This is a genomic window from Acidimicrobiales bacterium (assembly GCA_035531755.1).
Taxonomy (GTDB): domain Bacteria; phylum Actinomycetota; class Acidimicrobiia; order Acidimicrobiales; family UBA8190; genus DATKSK01.
This window is the reverse complement of the sequence record DATKSK010000065.1, coordinates 20,799-39,959: the sequence shown is the minus strand read 5'-3', so window position 1 is coordinate 39,959 and position 19,161 is coordinate 20,799. Positions and strand designations below refer to the sequence as shown.

Below are 19,161 nucleotides of genomic sequence, written 5' to 3'. Positions count from 1 at the left end.
GTAGCCTGGGCCCGACGACAGGAGGCCGGGGATGATCGAGACGTCCGAGATCGAGATCACCTTCACCGAGGACGGCGACCACACCGAGGCCCGGGCGTCCCTCCTCCTGCGAGGCGCGACCTTCACCGGGTGGGGGCGGGCCCGGCGCAATCCCGCAGACCCCGACGTGCCCATGGTGGGGGAGGAGCTCGCCGCCGCACGCGCCCTGTCCGAGCTGGCGCACGCGTTGGTGGAGGGCGCCGCTCAGCTCATCAGCGATCGCGAGGTCGGCCCCGCTCGTCCGGAGACGTGAGCGCGGCGGTCGCGCCCCTGCTGCACTGCGCCGGCCTCACGCGGAGCTTCGGCGACCGGCTGGCCGTCGACGACGTCAGCTTCGCCATCGAAGCGGGCGAGATCTACGGGCTCCTCGGCCCCAACGGCGCCGGCAAGACGACCACCATCAAGATGGTGTGCGGCCTGCTCCGGCCCGACCGGGGGACCATCACCGTCGACGGGCGCCCGGCGGCGGACGACCTCTCGGTGAAGAGCCTCATCGGCTACGTGCCCCAGGACGTCGCGCTCTACCCGGACCTCACAGCCCACGAGAACCTTGCCTTCCTGGGCCGCCTCTACAAGCTGCGCGGCGCGCTCCTCGGCGAGCGCGTGGGCGAGGCGCTCGAGCTCACCGACCTCACCGATCGAGCCGGAGACCGGGTCGACTCCTTCTCGGGCGGGATGAAGCGCCGGCTCAACATCGCGGCCGGCCTGCTGCACCATCCCAAGCTGCTCGTCCTCGACGAGCCCACCGTCGGCGTCGACCCCCAGAGCCGCCACGCCATCCTGGAGCGGGTGCAGGCCTTCGGCCGCACGGGCATGGCCGTGCTCTACACCACGCACTACATGGAGGAGGCCGAACGCGTCTGCGACCGGGTCGGCATCATCGACCGCGGGCGCCTGGCCGCCGAGGGGACGCGACGCGAGCTCGTCGCCCAGCTCGGCGAGCGGGACCGCATCGAGCTCGGCGCCACCGGGGACCTGGAGCGCCTGGCGGCGGCGTGCCGCGCCGTGCCCGGAGTCGACGAGGCTGCCACCGCCGACCACGCCGTGCACCTCCTGGCGACCGAGGGCCGCCGGGTCCTCCCCGCCGTGCTCGAGGCGGCCGAGCACGCCGGCAGCACGGTCAACAGCGTGGACGTGGTGGAGCCCGACCTCGAGGCGGTCTTCCTCCATCTCACCGGCACCGCCCTGCGCGAGTGAGGGCGCCCTGATGCGCACCGCCCTCGTCATCGCCCGCAAGGACCTGCGCCAGCGGGTACGGGACCGGTCGGCCATCGTGATCGGGCTGGTGGCGCCACTCGGCATCGCGGCGATCATGAGCCTGGCCTTCAAGGGCACCGAGAGCTTCCACTTCACGTTGGGCCTGGTCGACGCCGACCACGGCCCGGTGGCGAACGGCCTCATCCGCGCGTTGCACGATCCGGGTCTCCGCCAGATCATCACGGTCACGCCGATCGACTCGCGCGCCGCTGCGGCCGCCGCCGTGCGCCACAGGAAGGTGGCGGCCGCCCTGGTGATCCCCGCCGGCCTGTCGGCGTCCGTGTCGGGGGCCCACCCGCTCCCGCTCACCGCCGTCACGAGTGTCGACGACACCGTGTCCGGAAGCATCACCGCGTCCATCGCCTCGTCGCTCGTGGCCCAACTCAACGCGGACCGGTTGTCGGTGGCCACCGCGCTCGCCGCCGGCGCACCGCCGACGGAGGTCGCCCATCTGGCGGCCCTCGCCGGCCGGCTGCGGATCCCCGAGCAGGCGGTGCAGCGCCCTGTGGGCGCGCACCAGCTCAAGACCGTCAGCTACTACAGCCCCGGGATGGCCATCTTCTTCCTGCTGTTCACTGTGAGCTTCACCTCGCGCAGCTTCTTCGTCGACCGCACCCAGGGCATGATCGAGCGCATGCGGGCCGCGCCGGTCCGGCCGATCGAGATCCTGGCCGGCAAGGCGCTGTCGGTGTTCGTCTACGGGATCCTCAGCCTGGGCACGATCGCCGTGATCACGTCGGCGGCGTTCGGCGCCGACTGGGGGAGCCCCCTGGCGGCCGGGATCCTGGGCCTCGCCCTCGTGATCGCCGTGGTGTGCGTGACGGCGCTCGTGATCGGGATCTCGCGCACGCCGCGCCAGGCCGAGGGGATCTCGTCGATCGTGGTCTTCGGGCTCGCCCTGCTCGGCGGGAACTTCATCTTCATCTCGGCGGCCCCGCCCATCATGCGGCACCTGGCGTTGCTCACGCCCAACGGATGGGCCATGCGGGGCTTCACCGACCTGGCGACGATCGGGGGCGGGCTCGGTACCGTGGCCATGCCGGTGGCCGCCATCCTGGTGTTCAGCGCCGTGGTCGGGACCGCGGCCGTCGTGTTGGCGCCGCGGGCGGTGACGGCATGACCTCCTCTCCGGCGGCGCGGCCCGGGCCGTCATGACGGTGCTCGCCATCACCCGGGCGTCGGTCCGCAGGATCGTGCGGGACCGCACCGCGCTGTTCTTCATCCTCGTGCTCCCCGTCATCGTCATCGTCATCGTGGGTGCCAGCGTCCGGGGATTCGCCACCTTCCGGGTGGGTGTCGTCGACCTCGGTGCCGGACAGGCCGGGCAGCAGCTCACCGCCGCGCTCGACCGCGCCGGGGACCTCGCCGTGACGCGCTACACCTCGGTCCCTGCGCTCACCAAGGCGGTGGCGCGTTCCGAGGTGAGCGTGGGGGTGCTCCTGCCCAAGGCGATGGACGCCGTCACGCGCGGCGGTGGGATCGTGGAGGTCCCGGTGCTCGCCGAGCAGGCCAACAGCACCCAGCAGGCCGCCGTGACGGCGGTGTCGTCGGTCGTGACCCACCAGGGCAGCCTGCTCCAGGCCGCCCGCTTCGCCTCCGAGATCGGCTCCGGGAGCGTGGCCCGGAACCTCTCCCGGGCCGCACGCGTGGAGCCCGGGGTGGCACGCGTCGTCGTGCACGCCGTGCAGGCGCAGTCGAGCCGCAGCGTGCTCCCCGAGGGCTTCAGCTACAGCGCCCCCACCGAGCTCGTGCTGTTCGTGTTCATCACCGCCCTGGCGGGCGGGGCGGCCATCATCGAGACGCGCCGGCTGGGGATGTACGAGCGGATGGCCACCGCGCCCATCCGCGCCCGCACCATCATCGTCGGGGAGGCGCTCACCTACGTGACGATCGCCCTCGTCCAGGCCCTGCTCATCGTCATCGTCGGGGCTGTGGCCTTCGGGGTGTCGTGGGGCAACCCGCTGGGCGCGGCCGCCCTCGTCCTCGTGTGGGCGCTGGTGGGGGCGGGCGCGGGCATGGTGGCGGGCACGCTGTTCCGCACCCCCGAGCAGGCCACCGCCATCGGCCCGGCGTCCGGCATCGCTCTGGGGATGCTCGGGGGATGCATGTGGCCGCTCGCCATCGTGAGCAGCGCCATGCGCACGGTGGGCCACATCACGCCGCACGCCTGGGCGGTCGACGCCTGGACCACCCTGCTGGCACGGGGCGGCACCGTGGTCACGATCGCCCCCCAGTTGGGCGTGCTGGCGCTGTTCGCCGCCGGCCTGCTGGCGCTCGCCACCGTTCGGCTGCGCCGCGTGCTCGTCTGACCCGTGGCCGTGCTGCTGTGACCGCGGCCACCGGGGCGGCGCCGGATCGGCCGCGGCGGCGCTGCGCCCGCCGGTTCTACCGGGGGAGGCGCTTGGGGTTGCCGGACTCCTGGATGGGCATCTGCTGGATGCTCGGCACCGGGTACGGCGCCGGGTCGTTGACGTCGAGCTCGCTGAGCTGTTGGAGCAGGCACTCCCTCGAGACCCGGGGATCGTCTCTTCCGGGCGTGGCGGGCAGCGTCGGCACCGACCGGTCGGGTGTCGACACGTGGAGCGTGGAGGTGAGGTCCCCGGTCACCGAGCGGCGCCAGGCCGAGATGTTGGGGGCGTGGACGCCGAAGCGGGTCTCGAGGAAGCGCATCTGCGAGGTGTGGTCGAAGGTGTCGGAGCACACGTAGCCACCGCGGCTGAAGGGCGACAGCACCAGCATGGGGACGCGGAACCCGAGGCCCACGGGCCCGGCGATCCCGTGGGCCTGGGAGGGCAGCGGGTCGACGGTGAGGTACTCGCCCGGGGTCCCGGGCGGGGGCGTCGGCGGCGCCACGTGGTCGAAGAACCCGTCGTTCTCGTCGTACATGACGAACAGCACCGTCTTGGACCACACCGTGGGGTTGGAGACGAGCGTGCGCAGCACCCCGTGGGTGAAGGCCATCCCCACCGCCGGCGGGGACGGGGGGTGCTCGTCGAGTCCCACGGTCGGCATGATCCAGGACACCTGGGGGAGCGTGTCGCCGGCGACGTCGCGCCGGAAGTCGTCGGGGTAGAGGGGGTTGAAGGCCCGGCGGAAGAGCTCGGACGAGGGGTCCTTGTACTGGGAGAAGTACAGGAGGATGTTGTCCGACACCGCCATCTCGACACCGCTGTCCGGGCGGTAGGCGGCCCCCTTGCCGTTGTAGGTCTTCCACGAGACGCCCGCCGCCTGGAGCCGCTCGGGGATGGTGGGCCACGACACGCTGAACTGCGCGCTGTCGGCGCTGTTGGTGAACAGGACGGGGCCGCCCTCGTGCCCGTCGGGCCCGAGCGTCCCCGACACGGCGTGGAGGCGGTTCGGGTGCGTGGGGCCCATCACCGAGCAGTGGTAGCCGTCGCACAGGGTGAAGGCGTCGGCCAGCGCGTAGTAGAAGTCGAGGTCCTGGCGGGTGTAGTAGCCCATGGTGAGCACGCCGCTCCCGGGGCCCTCGAACGCCGGCATCGTGTGGGTGGAGACCCAACGGTCCATGGCACCGCCGTTCCAGCACATGTGCTGGGCGTCCCAGTCGTGCGACAGGTCGAAGGTGCACTCGGCGTCGGCGCTGGTGGTGTCGAGGTGGAACGGCAGCAACGTGTCGGCGTGGGCGGCCCCGCCACCGGCATCGGCCGGCCAGGACTGGGCGAACACGCCGGGGTCGCCGGCGCGATGGTCGTCGAATCCCCGCACCCCCGGGTAGGTGCCGAAGTAATGGTCGAACGACCGGTTCTCGAGCATGAGGTAGACGACGTGCTCGACGGCGCCGAGGTCGGACCCTGCCGCGCCGATCGACGCGGCGCGCTGGGCGGTCGACCGGCCGCACGCCGCCAGCAGGGCGGCCGCCGCACCCCCGAGCCCGCCCCCCAGCACCTCCCGGCGCGTGTAGCGCTCCCGTGCCACGGCGGCATTCTGGCAGAGACCGGCGGGCGGTGCCGTTGACCGCAAGACTGGTGATCGCCATGCCGTCGGACGCATCCTCCCGGGTCGCACTCCTCGTGGTCGACGTCCAGAACGACTTCTGTGAGGGCGGCTCGCTGGCGGTGACCGGCGGCGCCGCAGTGGCGCGGGCCATCGCCGCACATCTCGACGCCCACGCCGCCGACTACGAAGCGGTGGTCACCACCCGCGACTGGCACGTCGACCCCGGCGCCCACTTCGCCTCGGCACTGCGCTCGCCCCCGGACTACACCAACTCGTGGCCGGACCACTGCGTGGTGGGGACGCCGGGTGCCGACTATCACCCGTTCATCGACGGCGCACTTTCCCGTCACGCCGAGGCGGAGTTCCTGAAGGGACGGACGACGGCGGCCTATTCGGGGTTCGACGGCACGCTCAACGGCGACGGCGAGACGCTCCTCGTGAACTGGCTGCACGCCAGGGCCGTCACCGCGGTGGTGATCGCGGGGATCGCCACCGACTACTGCGTGCGTGCCACCGCTCTCGACGCGGTGGCGGCCGGGTTCCCCACCACCGTCCTGGTCGACCTCTGCGCCGGGGTCGACGCCACCACCACGCAGGCCGCGTTGGCGGAGATGGGCGCCGCCGGCGTCCGGATGGTCAGGGTCGGGTAGCGCCCGCGCCGACCGCACGCCCGGCGCCGGCCGACCTCAGGCCGAGCATGAGAGTGGCTCCCCGCCGTTGAAGGCGACCATGTCGGCGAGGGCCGCCACGACGTCGACGGGATCGCCGGGGCGGGCGCCGGTGCACTCGGCCATGGCGCGGTGCAGGTTGCCGACGAGGCGCTCGGGGTGCTGCAGGCCGGCGAAGGGGCCGAGGTCGGCGCGGTGGGCGGCCTCCAGGGGCGTCATCCCGGCGTGCACGGCGTCGGCCGCCGTGGCCTGCAGGAAGCGCAGGTACTCGCCCGCCACGTCGACGGCCCCGACGCCGCAAGGCTCGCCGTGGCCAGGGACGAGCACGTCGGCGTCGAGCTCCGTCACACAGTCCAGCGCGACCAGGGACCCGGCCACCGATCCCATGAGGACGAAGGGCGTCCCCCCGTTGAACACGAGATCGCCGGTGAACAGGATCCGATGGTCCGGCACCCAGGCCACCACGTCGTTCGTGGTGTGCGCGGCGGTGCCGAAGTGCTGGAGCTCCACCCGCAGGTCGTCGACGTGCACGGTCAGGCGGTGTTCGAAGGTCACGAACGGGGGAGCGGGCTCGAGGTCGCCCCAGTCGACCGGCTCCCAGATCCCGTCGGGGCGCAGGATCCCGAAGGCCTGCACGGCCTGGCGGCAGCCGTCGTGGCCGATGACGGTGGCCTCGGGGAGCAGGCAGTTGCCGTTGGTGTGGTCGCCATGGTGGTGCGTGTTGACGATCATGCGGGTGCGGGGCCGCCCGGGGGTGGCGAGGGAGGCGGCGACGGTGTCGACAGCCTCGACGAAGGCACGGGTGCGCCGCTCGGTGGCACACGTGTCGATGTACAGCACGGACTCCCGGCCGACGACGAACCCGGTGTTGTTGATCCACCACCCGCCGTCGGGCTGGATGAACGCGTACACACGCTCGGCCAGCTGGTGGGTCCGGGGCGGGGGAAGGCCGTCGGCCCGGGGGCGGTCATGGCGCCTCGAGGTCATGGCGCCGTCATAGCACCCCCGGGTGCGCCCTTCACCGGTTGTCGCCATCAGTGCGGGCGAGGATCGTCCGATGGGCCCGTGCGGAAGTCTCGGACAGGACCACGGGGCCGGTCGCGGCTGGTCCGGGCGGCGTTACCCGGCGCGTGACACCGGGTCGCTACCGTGCCCTTCGTGCGACACCGCGGGAGAGGGTTGGTCGTGATCCTGGCGGCGGCGGGCGCCGGCACCGCGACGGTGTCGTGCGGCGGGAGTCCGCCCCCGGCGTCGTCGTCGGCCCCGGCGCAGAGCTCGACGACCGCCCTCGGCCCGCCCCGGCCCGGCCCGGTTCCCACCGGGTCGAGCGGACCGGTCGTGTCCCCCGGCCACGGATGGGTGGCGGCCTCGGGGCTGCAGGGCCCGGTGCCCGGTCCCGGGTCGTGCCGCGACCGGTCGGCGTCCGACGGGGGCGTCCTCCCCGACCCTGCCTGCACGCCCGGCGCCGTCGACGCCACCGTGACCCAGGCCGACCTGGTCACGACCCTGTGCCGCCCGGGCGGCTACACGCGCTCGGTCCGGCCTCCGGAGTCGCTCACGGAGCCATTCAAAGCGACCGTCATGCGCGCCTACGACGCAACCGGGGCGCTCGGCGCGTACGAGCTCGACCACCTCGTCCCGCTCGAGCTCGGCGGGTCGAGCGACACCCGCAACCTGTGGCCGGAGCCCGACGACCGACCCGGGCGCGGCGTCGCCAACAGCAAGGACCGCGTCGAACGCGACCTGCACGACATGGTGTGCGCGGCGGTTGCCGGCCGTCCGTCCGTGCCGCTGCGCGTGGCCCAGGACCTGGTGGCCACCGACTGGACCACGGCGATCCCCAAGGCCCGGGCAGCGCTCGTGCCGGCGCGCTGAAGAGGCGCCCGGCGACCGGCACCGGTGGGCGGCCGATGGACGGGTCACATAGAGTCGCCCGAATGCGCATCCTGGTGCTGGGCGCCGGTTTCGGCGGGCTCGAGCTGTCGACGAGGCTGTCCGAGGAATTCGGTGACGAGCTCGACGTCGTCCTGATCGACAAAGGCGACGGGTTCGTCTTCGGATTCTCCAAGCTCGACGTGATGTTCGGTCGGGCGCTGCCCTCGGCCGTCGTGCACCCCTACAGCGACCTCGCCAAGCCGGGGCTGCGGTTCGTGCAGACGACCATCCGCTCGATCGACCCGTCGGCGCGGCGCGTCGAGACCGACGCCGGCGCTTTCGAGGGCGACATCATGGTCGTCGCACTCGGTGCGGACCTCGATCCCTCGGCCACGCCTGGCCTCGTCGAGGGAGGCCATGAGTTCTACACCGTGGCGGGCGCGTTCGCGCTGCGCGACGTGCTGGCGCGCTTCGACGGCGGCGCCGTGGTCGTGGCCGTGACGTCGACGCCGTTCAAGTGCCCGCCGGCGCCGAGCGAGGCGGCGCTGCTGATGCACGACTACCTCACCGGACGCGGCATCCGGGAGGGCTCCGAGATCTCGCTCGTCATGCCCTTCGGCGTTCCCATCCCGCCCTCCCCGGGAGCCTCCGAGGCGCTCCTCGTCACCTTCGCCGAGCGGGGCATCTCCTGGTACCCGGAGCGGCTGGTGCGCGGGCTCGACCCTGACCGCAGGCGCGTGCTGCTCAGCGACGGGGAGGAGATGCCCTACGACCTCTTCCTCGGCGTCCCCGTGCACCGCGTGCCGCCGGTGGTGGCGGAGTCCGGCCTGGCGGTCGGCGGGTGGGTCCCGGTGGACCCGCGCACCCTCGAAACGGCCTTCCCGGGCGTGTACGCCGTCGGGGACGTGACGAGTGTGGGGACCCCGAAGGCGGGCGTCTTCGCCGAGGGGCAGGCCTCGGTGGTGGCCGAGCAGATCGGTGCCCGGCTGCGCGACGGCACCGAGCCGGCGACGTACGACGGCCACGGGGTGTGCTACCTGGAGTTCGGGCACGACCTCGTGGCCAAGGTCGACGTCACCTTCATGAGCGGGCAGGCCCCCGTCGGGGACCTGGAAGGACCGTCGGCTGCCCTCGCCGCCGACAAGGGCGACTTCGGCGCGAGCCGCATCCGCCGCTGGTTCGACCGCACCTGGGCCCCCGTCTGGTAGTCGGTCGAGTCGGCGCGGCGGGGGAGGCAGAGCACCGTCACGGGTGCACGCCACCTTCCGGAGGTGGCCGTCGGGGGTCGCTGAATTGCCCGGAGTACTTGCCCCACGGCGCGGCCCTGTCAGTCCGGGCGGCGGTCGCCGTCCGCGGGCAGGTCGCCGGGTCGCGCCGGGACGACCACGACGGGCCGCGACGAGTGCTGGACGAGCTGGAGGCTCGAGCTCCCGAGCTGCAGGCCGGGGAATCCACCCGTGCCCCTGCTCCCCACCACGAGGAGATCGGCGTCGTGCTCGTCGCCGGCGGTGAGGAGCGCGATGACGGGGTTGCCCTCCACCAGCAGGCACCGGTGTGCAACCGGCGACGATCGCAGCGGCTCGCACCACTGTTCGAAGGCGCGCTGCACGTCGTCGTGGTGTCCCGCCGAGGGGACGGCGGGGCCCGGCAGGTGGGTGAGTAGGCCGAGGGCATGGACCGCCACGACGTCCGCCCCGAGCGCCTCGGCCAACGCCACGGTCCACTGCAGCGCACGCTGGGCGCACGCCGAGCCGTCGACGCCCACGAGGATTCGCCGGGGCACGCTCACGTAGGCTCCTCGCCGTCCGGGCCCGGTGCATGAACGCGCCGGGCCGTGTCCACGGCGTCGCCGCCCGGCCCGCCGCTGGACGCCGCTTCGGGGCGGAAGTCCGCCTCCATGACCGCTGCCAGAGTGGCGCCCACCGAGGCGCGCAGCGCATCGAGGTCGTAGCCGCCTTCGAGGACGAGGGCGAGGCGCCCCGGCCGGGGCGCGAACCGCTTGACCCGTCGGGCGATGTCGGCGAAGTCGCCCGCGGTCAGGTGCAGGCCCGCCATGGGGTCGGCGCGGTGCGCGTCGAAGCCCGCCGAGACGAGCACCCACGTCGGCGCGAAGCGCTCCACGACCGGGGCCACGACGTCGTCGAGCGCCCGCAACATGACGTCGCCCGTGGTCCGCGGCGGCACCGGGATGTTGACCGTGAGCCCGAGTGCTCCCGGGCCGCCGGTCTCGACGACCCGGCCGGTGCCGGGGTAGAGCGGCCACTGGTGCGTCGAGACGTACAGCACGCGTGGGTCGTCCCAGAAGATCGCCTGGGTCCCGTTGCCGTGGTGCACGTCCCAGTCGACGACGAGGACCCGCTCGCCTCGGGCCGCCAGGGTGGCGGCCGCGACGGCCACGTTGTTCAACAGGCAGAAGCCCATCGGCTCGTCACGAAGGGCGTGGTGTCCCGGCGGCCGGGCGGCGACGAAGGCGACGTCGCCGTCTCCCCGGTCCAGTGCGTCGACCGCCGCCAGGACCGCTCCCGCCGCCACCAGGGCGGTGTCCCAGGACCCCGGGCCGGCGAGGGTGTCGGGGTCGAGCTCGCCGCCCCCCGCGTCGCAGAAGGCGCGCAGCGCCTCGAGGTACGACAGGGGATGGACGAGTGACAGCTCGTCGTCGGTGGCCCGGCGCACCCCGAGGGTGACCACGGCGTCGCGCAACCCCGCCTCCTCGATCCCCTGCAGCGCGGCCAGCACCCGTGCGGGCTGCTCGGGGTGCGAGGGCCCGACATCGTGGCGGTCGAGCTCGGGGGACGCCGCGACCAGGAGCACGGGCCCACACTACGACCGGTTGCGTTCCGGGCCGTCACCGGGCCAACGTCTCGAGCTCGTCCACGAGGTGAGCGGTGCCGTGGTCGTCGGTGATGGTCGAGGGCCCCGGCGCAGGGGCCGAGGTTCTCGGGGCGCGCCTCAGGGCAGGCAGCGCCGGCAGGCTGCGGGCGGGCCGGCACACTGCGCCGCGCTCCACGCCTCGAGCGTGCCGGTGGTGGTGGCACACACCTTGGGCGCCTTCGCCGTCAGGGACCGAGGAGATCCTGCCGTGGTGCGCAGCGAGGCACACGTCACGCGGTGCAGCACCGGGGGACGAGACGATCCCGGCCGCGCCGCGTTGAGGACGAACCCGGCGGGGTGCGCGTCCAACCACGCCCGGTACCCGGCGTCGTCACCGCGGAAGGTCGTGACGTCGCGCGAGGGTGCGACGGGCTGCTCGACGGTGCCCACGGGTCGGGTCGCGTCGCGCGGACGCCACCGTCGGGACGAGGACCGCAGGGCGGAGATCGCGGCCCCGGTGCCCCCGTCGGGCCCGCCGGGCGACGCCGCCCGGGTGCGCCGGACGATGACCGAGGGCTTGGGGAGGGGCTCGGCCGAGGGCATGGGCCGCAGGGCTCCGAGCGACCCGTGTGCCGACGAGTTGTATGCGGACGGGTGACGTGACCGGCCGTCGTCGACCGAAGCCACCGGCGGCCGGTCCCAGGCGGCCGGCATGGCGGCCCGCGTGCCGTGGGCGGGCTCGCCGCGGCGCGTTCCCGCCTCGATCGACGACACGAGCTTCACGTGTGTCTCCGCCGCCGCGACGGGGGTGAGGCGCCTGGCCGCCACCGTCGCAGGCCCCAGCGCCGGCTCTGCCTGTGGCACCGGGCGCAGCGCCGGCTCTGCCTGTGGCACCGGGCGCAGTGCCGGGTCCGCCTGTGGCACCGGTCGGAGCGCCGGCTGGTTGGCGCCGACCGGGCGCAGCGTCGGTGGGGTGTCGTCCGTCGTGCTGACGAGCCGGACGTGGGCCTCGGGCGCGATGGCGGCACGGGGGTCGGGGATGGGGGCCGGCGCACGGGTGGTGGGGAGGACGAGCGCCCGAACGGCGTCGACGATCGCCTGCATGTAGTCGGCGGAGCGCCCCGCGGGGTCCTCGCCGAAGTGGTGCCACCGGCGCTGCTCGTAGAAGAGGCACCCACGCAGCTCGTCGAGCGTCGTCGGGAGCGAGCGGTCGCGCGTCCAGCGTTGCACGAAGCGGTTGGCGAGCTCGGGGAGGTCGTCCCAGTACGCGTAGCCGTCGTACGACAGGGCGAACTCCGACACCGCGTCCCAGTCGCCCCGGTCCGGCACGTCGGTCTCCCGCAGGGAGGCGTTGGCGATCGCCGATCCCGCGAAGTCCCCGTCCGGCGTGGTGCGCGCGTCGGTCCACCGGAGTGCGGGGCTGGGTCGATGATGGGTGCCGTTGGCCGACGGCGTGATCGTGCGGTACGCCGGGAGCGGCGCGGGCCGCCGGCGCCCCAACACGCTCGTCGCCAGGCCGCGCAGCCGTCGGGTGGTTCGGGGCCCCTCGCGTCGCTGCGCCCACAGTACCGACATGCCCAGTCCCCCGTTTCTCGGTCCCTACGAGCCGTTCGTGTCGGCGCGGGCGTGGGCCTCGTGCCGGGTGCGGGCGGCAGGGTGCGAGGGCGAGGTCCCCGATCGGTACGCCGCGGCCCCGTCGACCGCCAGGGGCGGCCCACCGGTGCCGGGGGGACAGGGACACAACGCCATCCCAATTGATATCGGCACCTCCTCCGGTTGGTTGAGCAGCTCACGCAGCGTGCCTACCGGGCCGCCGCCGTCCCGCGCACCGTGGTGGTCGCCGCCGGGCCTCCCTGCTGCCTGCGTGCCCCGTGCCCGGGAGGTGCCGTGTCGGTCGGGAAGCGTCGATAGCCTCCACCCCCGATGCCGCCGGTTGTTGTCGCCAGCTACAACGTCCACGGAGGCGTCGACGGCTGGGGCCGACCCTTCGACGTGGTGGGCACCTGCCGCCGGATCGACGCCGACGTCCTGGTGCTCCAGGAGTCCTGGGCCTCCGACGGCCAGGCGACGATGGCCGAGCGGGTGGCGGCCGAGCTGGGTTACGCGGTCACCGAGCTCACGCTCGCCCGGGGACGGATCGTGGCCCCCCGCGCGGACGTGGGGACGCGATGGGGCCCTCGCCCGTGGGCGCGCAACGCGTACGGGCTGCGGCTCGAGCGTCGCCACCCCGGCCCTGGCGAACGGCGGGCGCACCGCGGCGCGCCGCCGCGTGCGATCGAGCACGGTGAGTGGCGGATCGCGGTGCTGTCACGCCTGGGCGTCCGCCGCACTTCGACGATCCGTCTCGGTCAGCTCGACGGTGACCCCGCACGCCGGGGTGCGATCGTGGCGGAGATCGCCGTTCCCGGCGCGGCGCGTGATCTCCGTGTCGTCGGGACGCATCTCGCCCATCTCAGCCAGGGATCCCCCCGTCACATCGCCGCCCTACGGCGAGAGCTGGCGTCGTCGGACCCGTGCGTGCTCGCCGGCGACATGAACATGTGGGGACCCCCTCTGTCGCTCCTCCTCCCGGGTTGGTCGCGCGCCGTGCGCGGCCGGACGTGGCCGGCGTGGACGAGATGGCCACTCGCACAGAGTGACCACATCCTCGTCACGAACGCCGTTGGTACGGAGGGTGGTGAGGTGCTCGCCATCCCCGGCTCCGACCATTTCCCGGTGCGCGCCCGGCTTGTGATCTGATGCACGAACATATTGCGGGCGCGTGACGACGATCGCGGGTAGGTTTCTGCACACCGGTGGCGCCGACGCGTTCCCGGGCAGGAACTAGGTGGCGCAAAACCAAGGATCACCAGGGACCTTCGACCCTGTTGCCTCGCTTCGGACACATCACATGCTGTGAGGGCGTCCTCGTCGCATTCAGTGCTACAGACCGGTTTCGCTTTTGGGCGGACGGTTGAGTTCAAGACCCAGACTTGGGAGAAAGTGGGATGACCATGGGGAAACAACGCAACGTGAGGCGGCTGGGGGTTGTTTCCCTTGTGCTCGTCGTGGGAATGATCGCCGCCGCGTGCAGTAGCTCGACGACGAGCGGCACCACGACGACGTCGGGTGGCAACGTCCCGACGAACATCAAGGCGACGTCGTTCACGAGTGACTTCTCGGTCATGACGAGCCTCCGGTCGCTGGCCAGCCAGGGCCACGGCATGATCGGCGCACTGTTGCCGGACACCGCCTCGTCGGCCCGCTACGTGTCGTTCGACGCCCCGTACCTGGCCCAGGCGTTCCAGAAGGCCGGGCTGACGTCGAGCCAGTACAAGATCGACAACGCCCAGGGCTCCGACTCCACCGAGCTCACCCAGGCCCAGGCCGATATCACGGCCGGGGCGACGGTCCTGCTCATGGACGGGTTGGACTCCGGGGTCGGGTCGGCCATCGAGTCGTACGCCAAGTCCCACGGCGTGAAGGTCATCGACTACGACCGCATCAGCCTCGGCGGCAGCCGCGACTACTACGTCAGCTTCGACAACGTGAAGGTCGGTCAGCTGATCGGCCAAGGTGCCGTGGACTGCATCTCCTCGTGGAACGTCACGAGCCCGCACGTGTTCGAGCTCGACGGCTCCCCGACGGACAACAACGCCACGCTGTTCGCCCAGGGTTACAACTCGGTGCTCTCGCCGAAGTACACGGCCGGCACGTACACGAAGGTCGGTGAGCAGGCCGTCCCGAACTGGGACAACCAGCAGGCGCTCACCCTCTTCCAGCAGCAGTACACGGCCCACAAGGACATCAACGTGGTGGTGGCGGCCAACGACGGGCTCGGCAACTCGGTGATCTCGGCGCTGAAGACGGCCAACGTCCCGGCCAAGAAGATCCCCGTGACCGGCCAGGACGCCACGCTCCAGGGCATGCAGAACGTGCTGTCGGGCTACCAGTGTGGCTCGGTGTACAAGCCGATCTACCTGGAGGCGCAGGCGGCCGTGGCGCTGGCGCTCTACCTGCGGGCCGGCAAGACGCCCCCCTCGGGCCTGGTGAACGGCACCGTCAAGGACACCACCGGGAACGTCAACGTCCCCTCGGTGCTCCTGACCCCGGTCTGGGTCACCGCGGCGAACATGAACGCCACCGTCATCAAGGACAAGTTCATCCCGGCGTCCACACTGTGCGCGGGCACCTTCGCCAGTGACTGCACGCAGGTGGGGATCACCCCGTAACACAAGGAGTAGGCGTCGGTGGCGCTCAGGCGCCGCCGACGCCGGGAAGACGGAGAACCTCGGCAGTGGTGGCACCATCGCCGTGAAGGTTCCGGCGTCGCCGGGCCGCACCTGCCAGAATGCAGGTGCGGCCCGGTCGCCGCTCGGGCCAGTGCCGGGCACTCGCAAAGGGGGCGAAGGTCGGTTGAGCACCGTCGAGGAGGCGGGCACCACGTCCGAGAGCGTGGGCGGTGGCGGGCGGGCGGAGCGGCCGGCCGGCGCACCGCTCCTCGAGCTCCGGGGGCTCAGCAAGAACTTCGGCCCCGTCCAGGCGCTGACCGCCGTCGACCTCGTCGTGCCCACCGATCAGGTGACCGCCCTGGTGGGCGACAACGGTGCGGGCAAGTCCGTGCTCATCAAGTGCATCGCCGGCATCCACGCACCCGAGCACGGCCAGATCATCTGGCAGGGCCGCCCCGTCCACATCCGGACGCCCAAGGACGCCGCCGCTCTGGGCATCGAGACCGTGTACCAGGACCTCGCCTTGTGCGACAACCTCGACATCGTCCAGAACATGTTCCTGGGACGCGAGCGGCTGCGCCGCAGCATCCTCGACGAGGATTCCATGGAGAAGGCCGCCGCCGAGACGCTGTCGGGGTTGGCGGTGACGAGCGTCCGGTCCATCCGCCAGCCCGTGGCCTCGCTGTCGGGTGGTCAGCGCCAGTCCGTGGCGGTGGCGAAGGCGGTCATGTGGAACTCCAAGCTCGTGATCATGGACGAGCCCACCGCCGCCCTGGGCGTGGCGCAGACCCGGATGGTGCTCGACCTGATCAAGCGACTCGCCGACCAGGGCCTGGCCGTGATCGTGATCTCCCACAACCTGAACGACGTCTTCGAGGTCGCCGACCGCCTCGCCATCCTGCACCTCGGGCGCCTGGTGTCGAGCGGCCCGGTCGCCGAGTACGACCGCCAGCTCGTGGTGGAGCTCATGGCGACCGGCGCCGCCACCCGGTCGGTGGGCGACGAGCGCCCGTCGGCCGCTCCTGCCCCCGGCGATCAGCAAGGGGTGGGTTGATGGCCAGGATCGACGAGCCCGTGCGCGGCGTCGAGTCGACGCGTGACGGCCGCGAGCCGTCGGCGCCGGCCGGTGAGGTCGAGCGCCTGACCGACCTCACCGCCAGCGAGGTGGCCGTGCCCCTCGCCCCCGAGCTCGTCGCCAACTCGTTGGGCGAGTACTTCCGGGGCTGGTGGTCGCGGGTGCGCGGCGGGGAGACGGGCGTGCTGCCCGTCATCGTCGGGCTCATCCTCATCGGGGTCATCTTCCAGGTCGCCAAACCCTTGTTCCTCTCGGCGGGGAACCTGGTGAACCTGCTCGTGCAGGCCGCGGTGTTCATGTTGCTCGGCATGGCCGAGGTCTTCGCCCTGCTGCTCGGCGAGATCGACCTGTCCATCGGCTTCACTGCCGGAATCGGCGGCGTCGTCGCGGCCGAGCTGGTCAAGGCGCAGACGGGGTGGCCGTGGTGGGCGGCGGTGATCGTCGCCGTGCTCGCAACGGCCGGCATCGGGGCCGTCCAAGGCCTGATCATCACGCTGCTCGGGCTGCCGTCGTTCGTGGTGACCCTCGGCTTCCAGCTGGGCCTGCTCGGCCTCATGCTCATCATCCTCGGCCAGGGCGGCACTCTGCCCATCAACGACGCCGTCATCAACGACCTCGCCAACGGGAACCTGACCGTGGTCGCGGGGTGGATCATCCTGGTCGCGCTGGTGGCGGGCTACGGCTTGCTCACGTGGTCGCGCGACGGCGGGCGCCGCCGCAGCGGACTGGTGGCGCCTCCCGTGAGCATCACCCTGCTGAAGGTCGTGGTGGTGGCCGGCTTCGGCGTGGTCCTGGTCGCGATCTGCAATACGAACCGGGGCGCGCTGGTTCCGATCCGCGGCATGCCGTGGGTGGTGCTCATCGTGCTCGGCGTGCTCGGGATGTGGAGCCTCCTCCTGGGGCGCACCAAGTTCGGCCGGTACATGTACGCCGTCGGCGGCAATCCGGAGGCTGCCCGTCGCGCCGGTGTGAACCTGATGCTCATCCGTACCGTGGCGTTCACCTTGGCGGGGTTCACGAGCGGTATCGCCGGCCTCATCTACGCGTCCCAGCTGCGTTCGGTGTCCACCACCCTCCAGGGCGGCCAGCTCGTGCTGTTCGCGGTGGCCGCCGCGGTGATCGGCGGGACGAGCCTGTTCGGCGGTCGGGGCAAGGCGATCCACGCCGCGCTCGGCGGCATCGTCATCGCCGCCATCTACAACGGGATGGGACTGCTCGGGCTCAGTGCGGCGTCGCAGTACATCGTCACCGCGCTCGTGCTGCTGGTTGCCGTGACGGTCGACGCCCTGGCTCGGCGGGGGCGCACCGCCCGGTGACCGCTCGGGCGTGGCCCGTCCGGTGCACGCCGCACCGGCGTCGCAGGGCCACCGGCGGTATACGGACAAGGGAACGGTGAGCGACCCCGCGGACCTGCGGGTGGCGCTCGTCGGGTACGGGCTGGCGGGGTCGGTCTTCCACGGGCCTCTCGTCGCCGCCACGCCGGGACTCGCCCTCACGACCATCGTCACGGGCGACCCGTCGCGGCGCGCCCGGGCCCGACTCGACTTTCCCGGCGCCGCCGTGGTGGGGAGCACCGACGAGCTGTGGGCGGATGCCGGCGCGCACGACCTCGTGGTGGTGGCCACGACGACCGGCTCGCACGTGGACGTCGCCACGGCGGCTGTCGACGCCGGGCTCGCCGTGGTGGTCGAGAAGCCGCTGGCGCCGCGCGCCGAGCCCGGTCGTACCCTCGTGGACCGTGCCGCCGCCGCCGGCGTGATGCTCACGGTGTTCCACAACCGACGCTGGGACGCCGAGTTCCTGACGCTGCGACGGCTCGTCGGCGCGGGTGTCCTCGGCGACGTGGTGCGCTTCGAGTCGCGCTTCGAGCGGTGGCGCCCCGACCCCTCCGTCGGCGCCTGGCGCCACGAGCTCCCGGCCGACGACGGGGGAGGGGTGCTCCTCGACCTCGGCATCCACCTGGTCGACCAGGCGCTGGTCCTGCTCGGCCCGGCGACCCACGTCACCGGGGAGGTGGCGTCGCGCCGTGGCGGTGCCGACGACGACGTGTTCGTGGCGCTGCGGCACGCGTCGGGCGCCATCTCGCACCTGTGGGCGAGCGCGGTGGCGGCCGCTCCCGGGCCCCGCCTGCGGGTCCTCGGGCGCGAGGCCGCTTACGTGGTGGAGCACCTCGACGGCCAGGAGGACCAGCTCCGGGCCGGCCGCCGCCCCGGTGACCCGGGGTTCGGCGTCGAGCCCCCGCTACGGTGGGGACGGCTCCGGCGGGGCGACGACGGCGAGCCGGTGCCGAGCGAGCCCGGGCGGTGGCCCGCGTTCTACGAGGGGGTGGCACAGGCGCTGCGGGGCGGCGGTGCACCGCCGGTCGACCCCGCCGACGCCGTGCGGGCCCTGCAGGTCCTCGACGCCGCCCGGCGCAGCGCCCGGGAGGCGTCGGTCGTCGCACTCTGATCCCGGTCGCCCGCGGGCACGGGCGTCGGGCCGTGTGCTGCGCCCGCCGCCGCTGTGCTGCCGTGCGCTGCGCCCGCCGCCGCTGTGCCCGGTGCCGCGCCAGACCCTTCACTTGACAGCGAGTATCTGTATCAGGATACTCGGCTACGGATAGCCCTCGGGGAGGTCTGACGGTCGACATGGCACGCCGCAAGGTCGGGAACCCGCTCGCCCTGGCCGTGCTGGGCTGTCTCTCCGAGCGGCCCATGCACCCCTACGAGATGGCCACCACGATGCGCGCCCGCCACAAGGACGAGAGCATCAAGCTGAACTACGGGTCGCTGTACACGGTGGTCGAGGCGCTGGTGCGCCACCGGTTGATCGAGGCGCACGAGACCGTGCGCGAGGGACGGCGCCCGGAGCGGACCGTCTACCGCATCACCGATGCCGGCTCCCACGAGCTGGTGGACTGGTTGGGTGAGCTCGTGAGCACGCCGGCCAAGGAATACCTCCGGTTCGAGGCGGGATTGTCCCTGTTGCCGGTGCTGTCGCCGTCCGAGGCGACGAGCCTCCTGGCCATCCGCTGCCAGCACCTGGAGGTCGACCTCGCCCAGCGCCGCACCGTCCGCGACCTGATCGGGGAGCAGGGCGTGCCGCGTCTGTTCGTCGTGGAGTACGAATACACCACCGCCCTGCTCGAGGCCGAGCTGGCGTGGACCCGCTCGCTCGTCACCGAGATCGAGGCGGGGTCGCTCGAAGGTATCGAGATGTGGAAGGACTTCCATCAGCAGGACCGGGGTGCCGCCACGGCCGGCACGAGCGGTCCGGACAGGAGATGAGC

General features: G+C 72.7%; 18 protein-coding genes. 13 read left to right on the top strand and 5 right to left on the bottom strand.

The genetic code is table 11. The features are described from left to right. The first annotated feature begins 31 nt into the window (after positions 1-31). The 4 genes from VMV22_12915 to VMV22_12900 are packed head-to-tail and all read left to right on the top strand — an operon-like array spanning position 32 to position 3,605. The gene (locus VMV22_12915; protein ID HUY23230.1) at positions 32-292 is read left to right on the top strand and encodes a dsRBD fold-containing protein; all 261 of its coding nucleotides are present in this window, start codon (positions 32-34) and stop codon (positions 290-292) included. After that, a complete protein-coding gene (locus tag VMV22_12910) occupies positions 289-1,236 on the top strand; it encodes an ABC transporter ATP-binding protein (GenBank protein ID HUY23229.1) in 948 nt (315 codons plus the stop codon). The genes VMV22_12915 and VMV22_12910 overlap by 4 nt, the downstream gene beginning before the upstream one ends. 10 nt (positions 1,237-1,246) lie before the next feature. Beyond that, positions 1,247-2,416, top strand: coding sequence for an ABC transporter permease (locus VMV22_12905; protein HUY23228.1), 1,170 nt, complete (start codon positions 1,247-1,249; stop codon positions 2,414-2,416). Positions 2,417-2,447: 31 nt separating this feature from the next. Next, positions 2,448-3,605: an ABC transporter permease gene (locus tag VMV22_12900; GenBank protein ID HUY23227.1), complete on the top strand. Its 1,158-nt coding sequence runs from the start codon at positions 2,448-2,450 to the stop codon at positions 3,603-3,605. 76 nt (positions 3,606-3,681) lie between these two features. Here VMV22_12900 and VMV22_12895 read toward each other — a convergent pair whose 3' ends face one another. After that, the gene (locus VMV22_12895; protein ID HUY23226.1) at positions 3,682-5,232 is read right to left on the bottom strand and encodes an alkaline phosphatase family protein; all 1,551 of its coding nucleotides are present in this window, start codon (positions 5,230-5,232) and stop codon (positions 3,682-3,684) included. A gap of 59 nt (positions 5,233-5,291) precedes the next feature. Between VMV22_12895 and VMV22_12890 the strand changes: the two genes are divergently transcribed. Further along, positions 5,292-5,903, top strand: coding sequence for an isochorismatase family protein (locus tag VMV22_12890; GenBank protein HUY23225.1), 612 nt, complete (start codon positions 5,292-5,294; stop codon positions 5,901-5,903). Between the two features lie 36 nt (positions 5,904-5,939). Here the strand turns inward: VMV22_12890 and VMV22_12885 are convergent, their stop codons facing one another. Then, the gene (locus VMV22_12885) at positions 5,940-6,908 is read right to left on the bottom strand and encodes an MBL fold metallo-hydrolase (protein HUY23224.1); all 969 of its coding nucleotides are present in this window, start codon (positions 6,906-6,908) and stop codon (positions 5,940-5,942) included. 171 nt (positions 6,909-7,079) lie between these two features. Here VMV22_12885 and VMV22_12880 point away from each other — a divergent pair, with 171 nt between their 5' ends. Together VMV22_12880 and VMV22_12875 are read left to right on the top strand one after the other, a co-directional pair. Continuing rightward, complete coding sequence (locus VMV22_12880) at positions 7,080-7,796, top strand: hypothetical protein (GenBank protein HUY23223.1); 717 nt, start codon at positions 7,080-7,082, stop codon at positions 7,794-7,796. A 62-nt stretch (positions 7,797-7,858) separates the two neighbouring features. Beyond that, positions 7,859-9,004: an FAD/NAD(P)-binding oxidoreductase gene (locus VMV22_12875; GenBank protein ID HUY23222.1), complete on the top strand. Its 1,146-nt coding sequence runs from the start codon at positions 7,859-7,861 to the stop codon at positions 9,002-9,004. Positions 9,005-9,123: 119 nt separating this feature from the next. On the opposite strand, the gene VMV22_12870 is transcribed toward VMV22_12875, so the two are convergent. From VMV22_12870 to VMV22_12860, 3 genes are all read right to left on the bottom strand, one after another. Then, entirely contained in the window at positions 9,124-9,579 is a 456-nt protein-coding gene (locus VMV22_12870; protein ID HUY23221.1) for a universal stress protein, read from the bottom strand. A gap of 2 nt (positions 9,580-9,581) precedes the next feature. Beyond that, the gene (locus VMV22_12865; protein HUY23220.1) at positions 9,582-10,607 is read right to left on the bottom strand and encodes a histone deacetylase; all 1,026 of its coding nucleotides are present in this window, start codon (positions 10,605-10,607) and stop codon (positions 9,582-9,584) included. 138 nt (positions 10,608-10,745) lie between these two features. Continuing rightward, positions 10,746-12,182 (bottom strand): hypothetical protein, encoded by a 1,437-nt coding sequence (locus tag VMV22_12860; GenBank protein HUY23219.1) that lies wholly within the window; start codon positions 12,180-12,182, stop codon positions 10,746-10,748. 348 nt (positions 12,183-12,530) lie between these two features. Between VMV22_12860 and VMV22_12855 the strand changes: the two genes are divergently transcribed. The 6 genes from VMV22_12855 to VMV22_12830 all read left to right on the top strand — a co-directional run bounded on the left by VMV22_12855 (position 12,531) and on the right by VMV22_12830 (position 19,159). Then, the gene (locus VMV22_12855; protein HUY23218.1) at positions 12,531-13,346 is read left to right on the top strand and encodes an endonuclease/exonuclease/phosphatase family protein; all 816 of its coding nucleotides are present in this window, start codon (positions 12,531-12,533) and stop codon (positions 13,344-13,346) included. A gap of 248 nt (positions 13,347-13,594) precedes the next feature. Then, a complete protein-coding gene (locus VMV22_12850) occupies positions 13,595-14,818 on the top strand; it encodes a substrate-binding domain-containing protein (protein HUY23217.1) in 1,224 nt (407 codons plus the stop codon). 184 nt (positions 14,819-15,002) lie between these two features. Then, positions 15,003-15,872: an ATP-binding cassette domain-containing protein gene (locus VMV22_12845; protein ID HUY23216.1), complete on the top strand. Its 870-nt coding sequence runs from the start codon at positions 15,003-15,005 to the stop codon at positions 15,870-15,872. After that, entirely contained in the window at positions 15,872-17,209 is a 1,338-nt protein-coding gene (locus VMV22_12840; protein ID HUY23215.1) for a hypothetical protein, read from the top strand. Before VMV22_12845 ends, VMV22_12840 begins: the two co-directional genes overlap by 1 nt. Before the next feature lie 76 nt (positions 17,210-17,285). Beyond that, positions 17,286-18,341 carry a Gfo/Idh/MocA family oxidoreductase gene (locus VMV22_12835; GenBank protein ID HUY23214.1) on the top strand — a complete coding sequence of 352 codons (1,056 nt, stop codon included), beginning with the start codon at positions 17,286-17,288 and terminating at the stop codon, positions 18,339-18,341. Positions 18,342-18,520: 179 nt separating this feature from the next. After that, complete coding sequence (locus VMV22_12830) at positions 18,521-19,159, top strand: PadR family transcriptional regulator (protein ID HUY23213.1); 639 nt, start codon at positions 18,521-18,523, stop codon at positions 19,157-19,159. Positions 19,160-19,161: the final 2 nt, after the last annotated feature.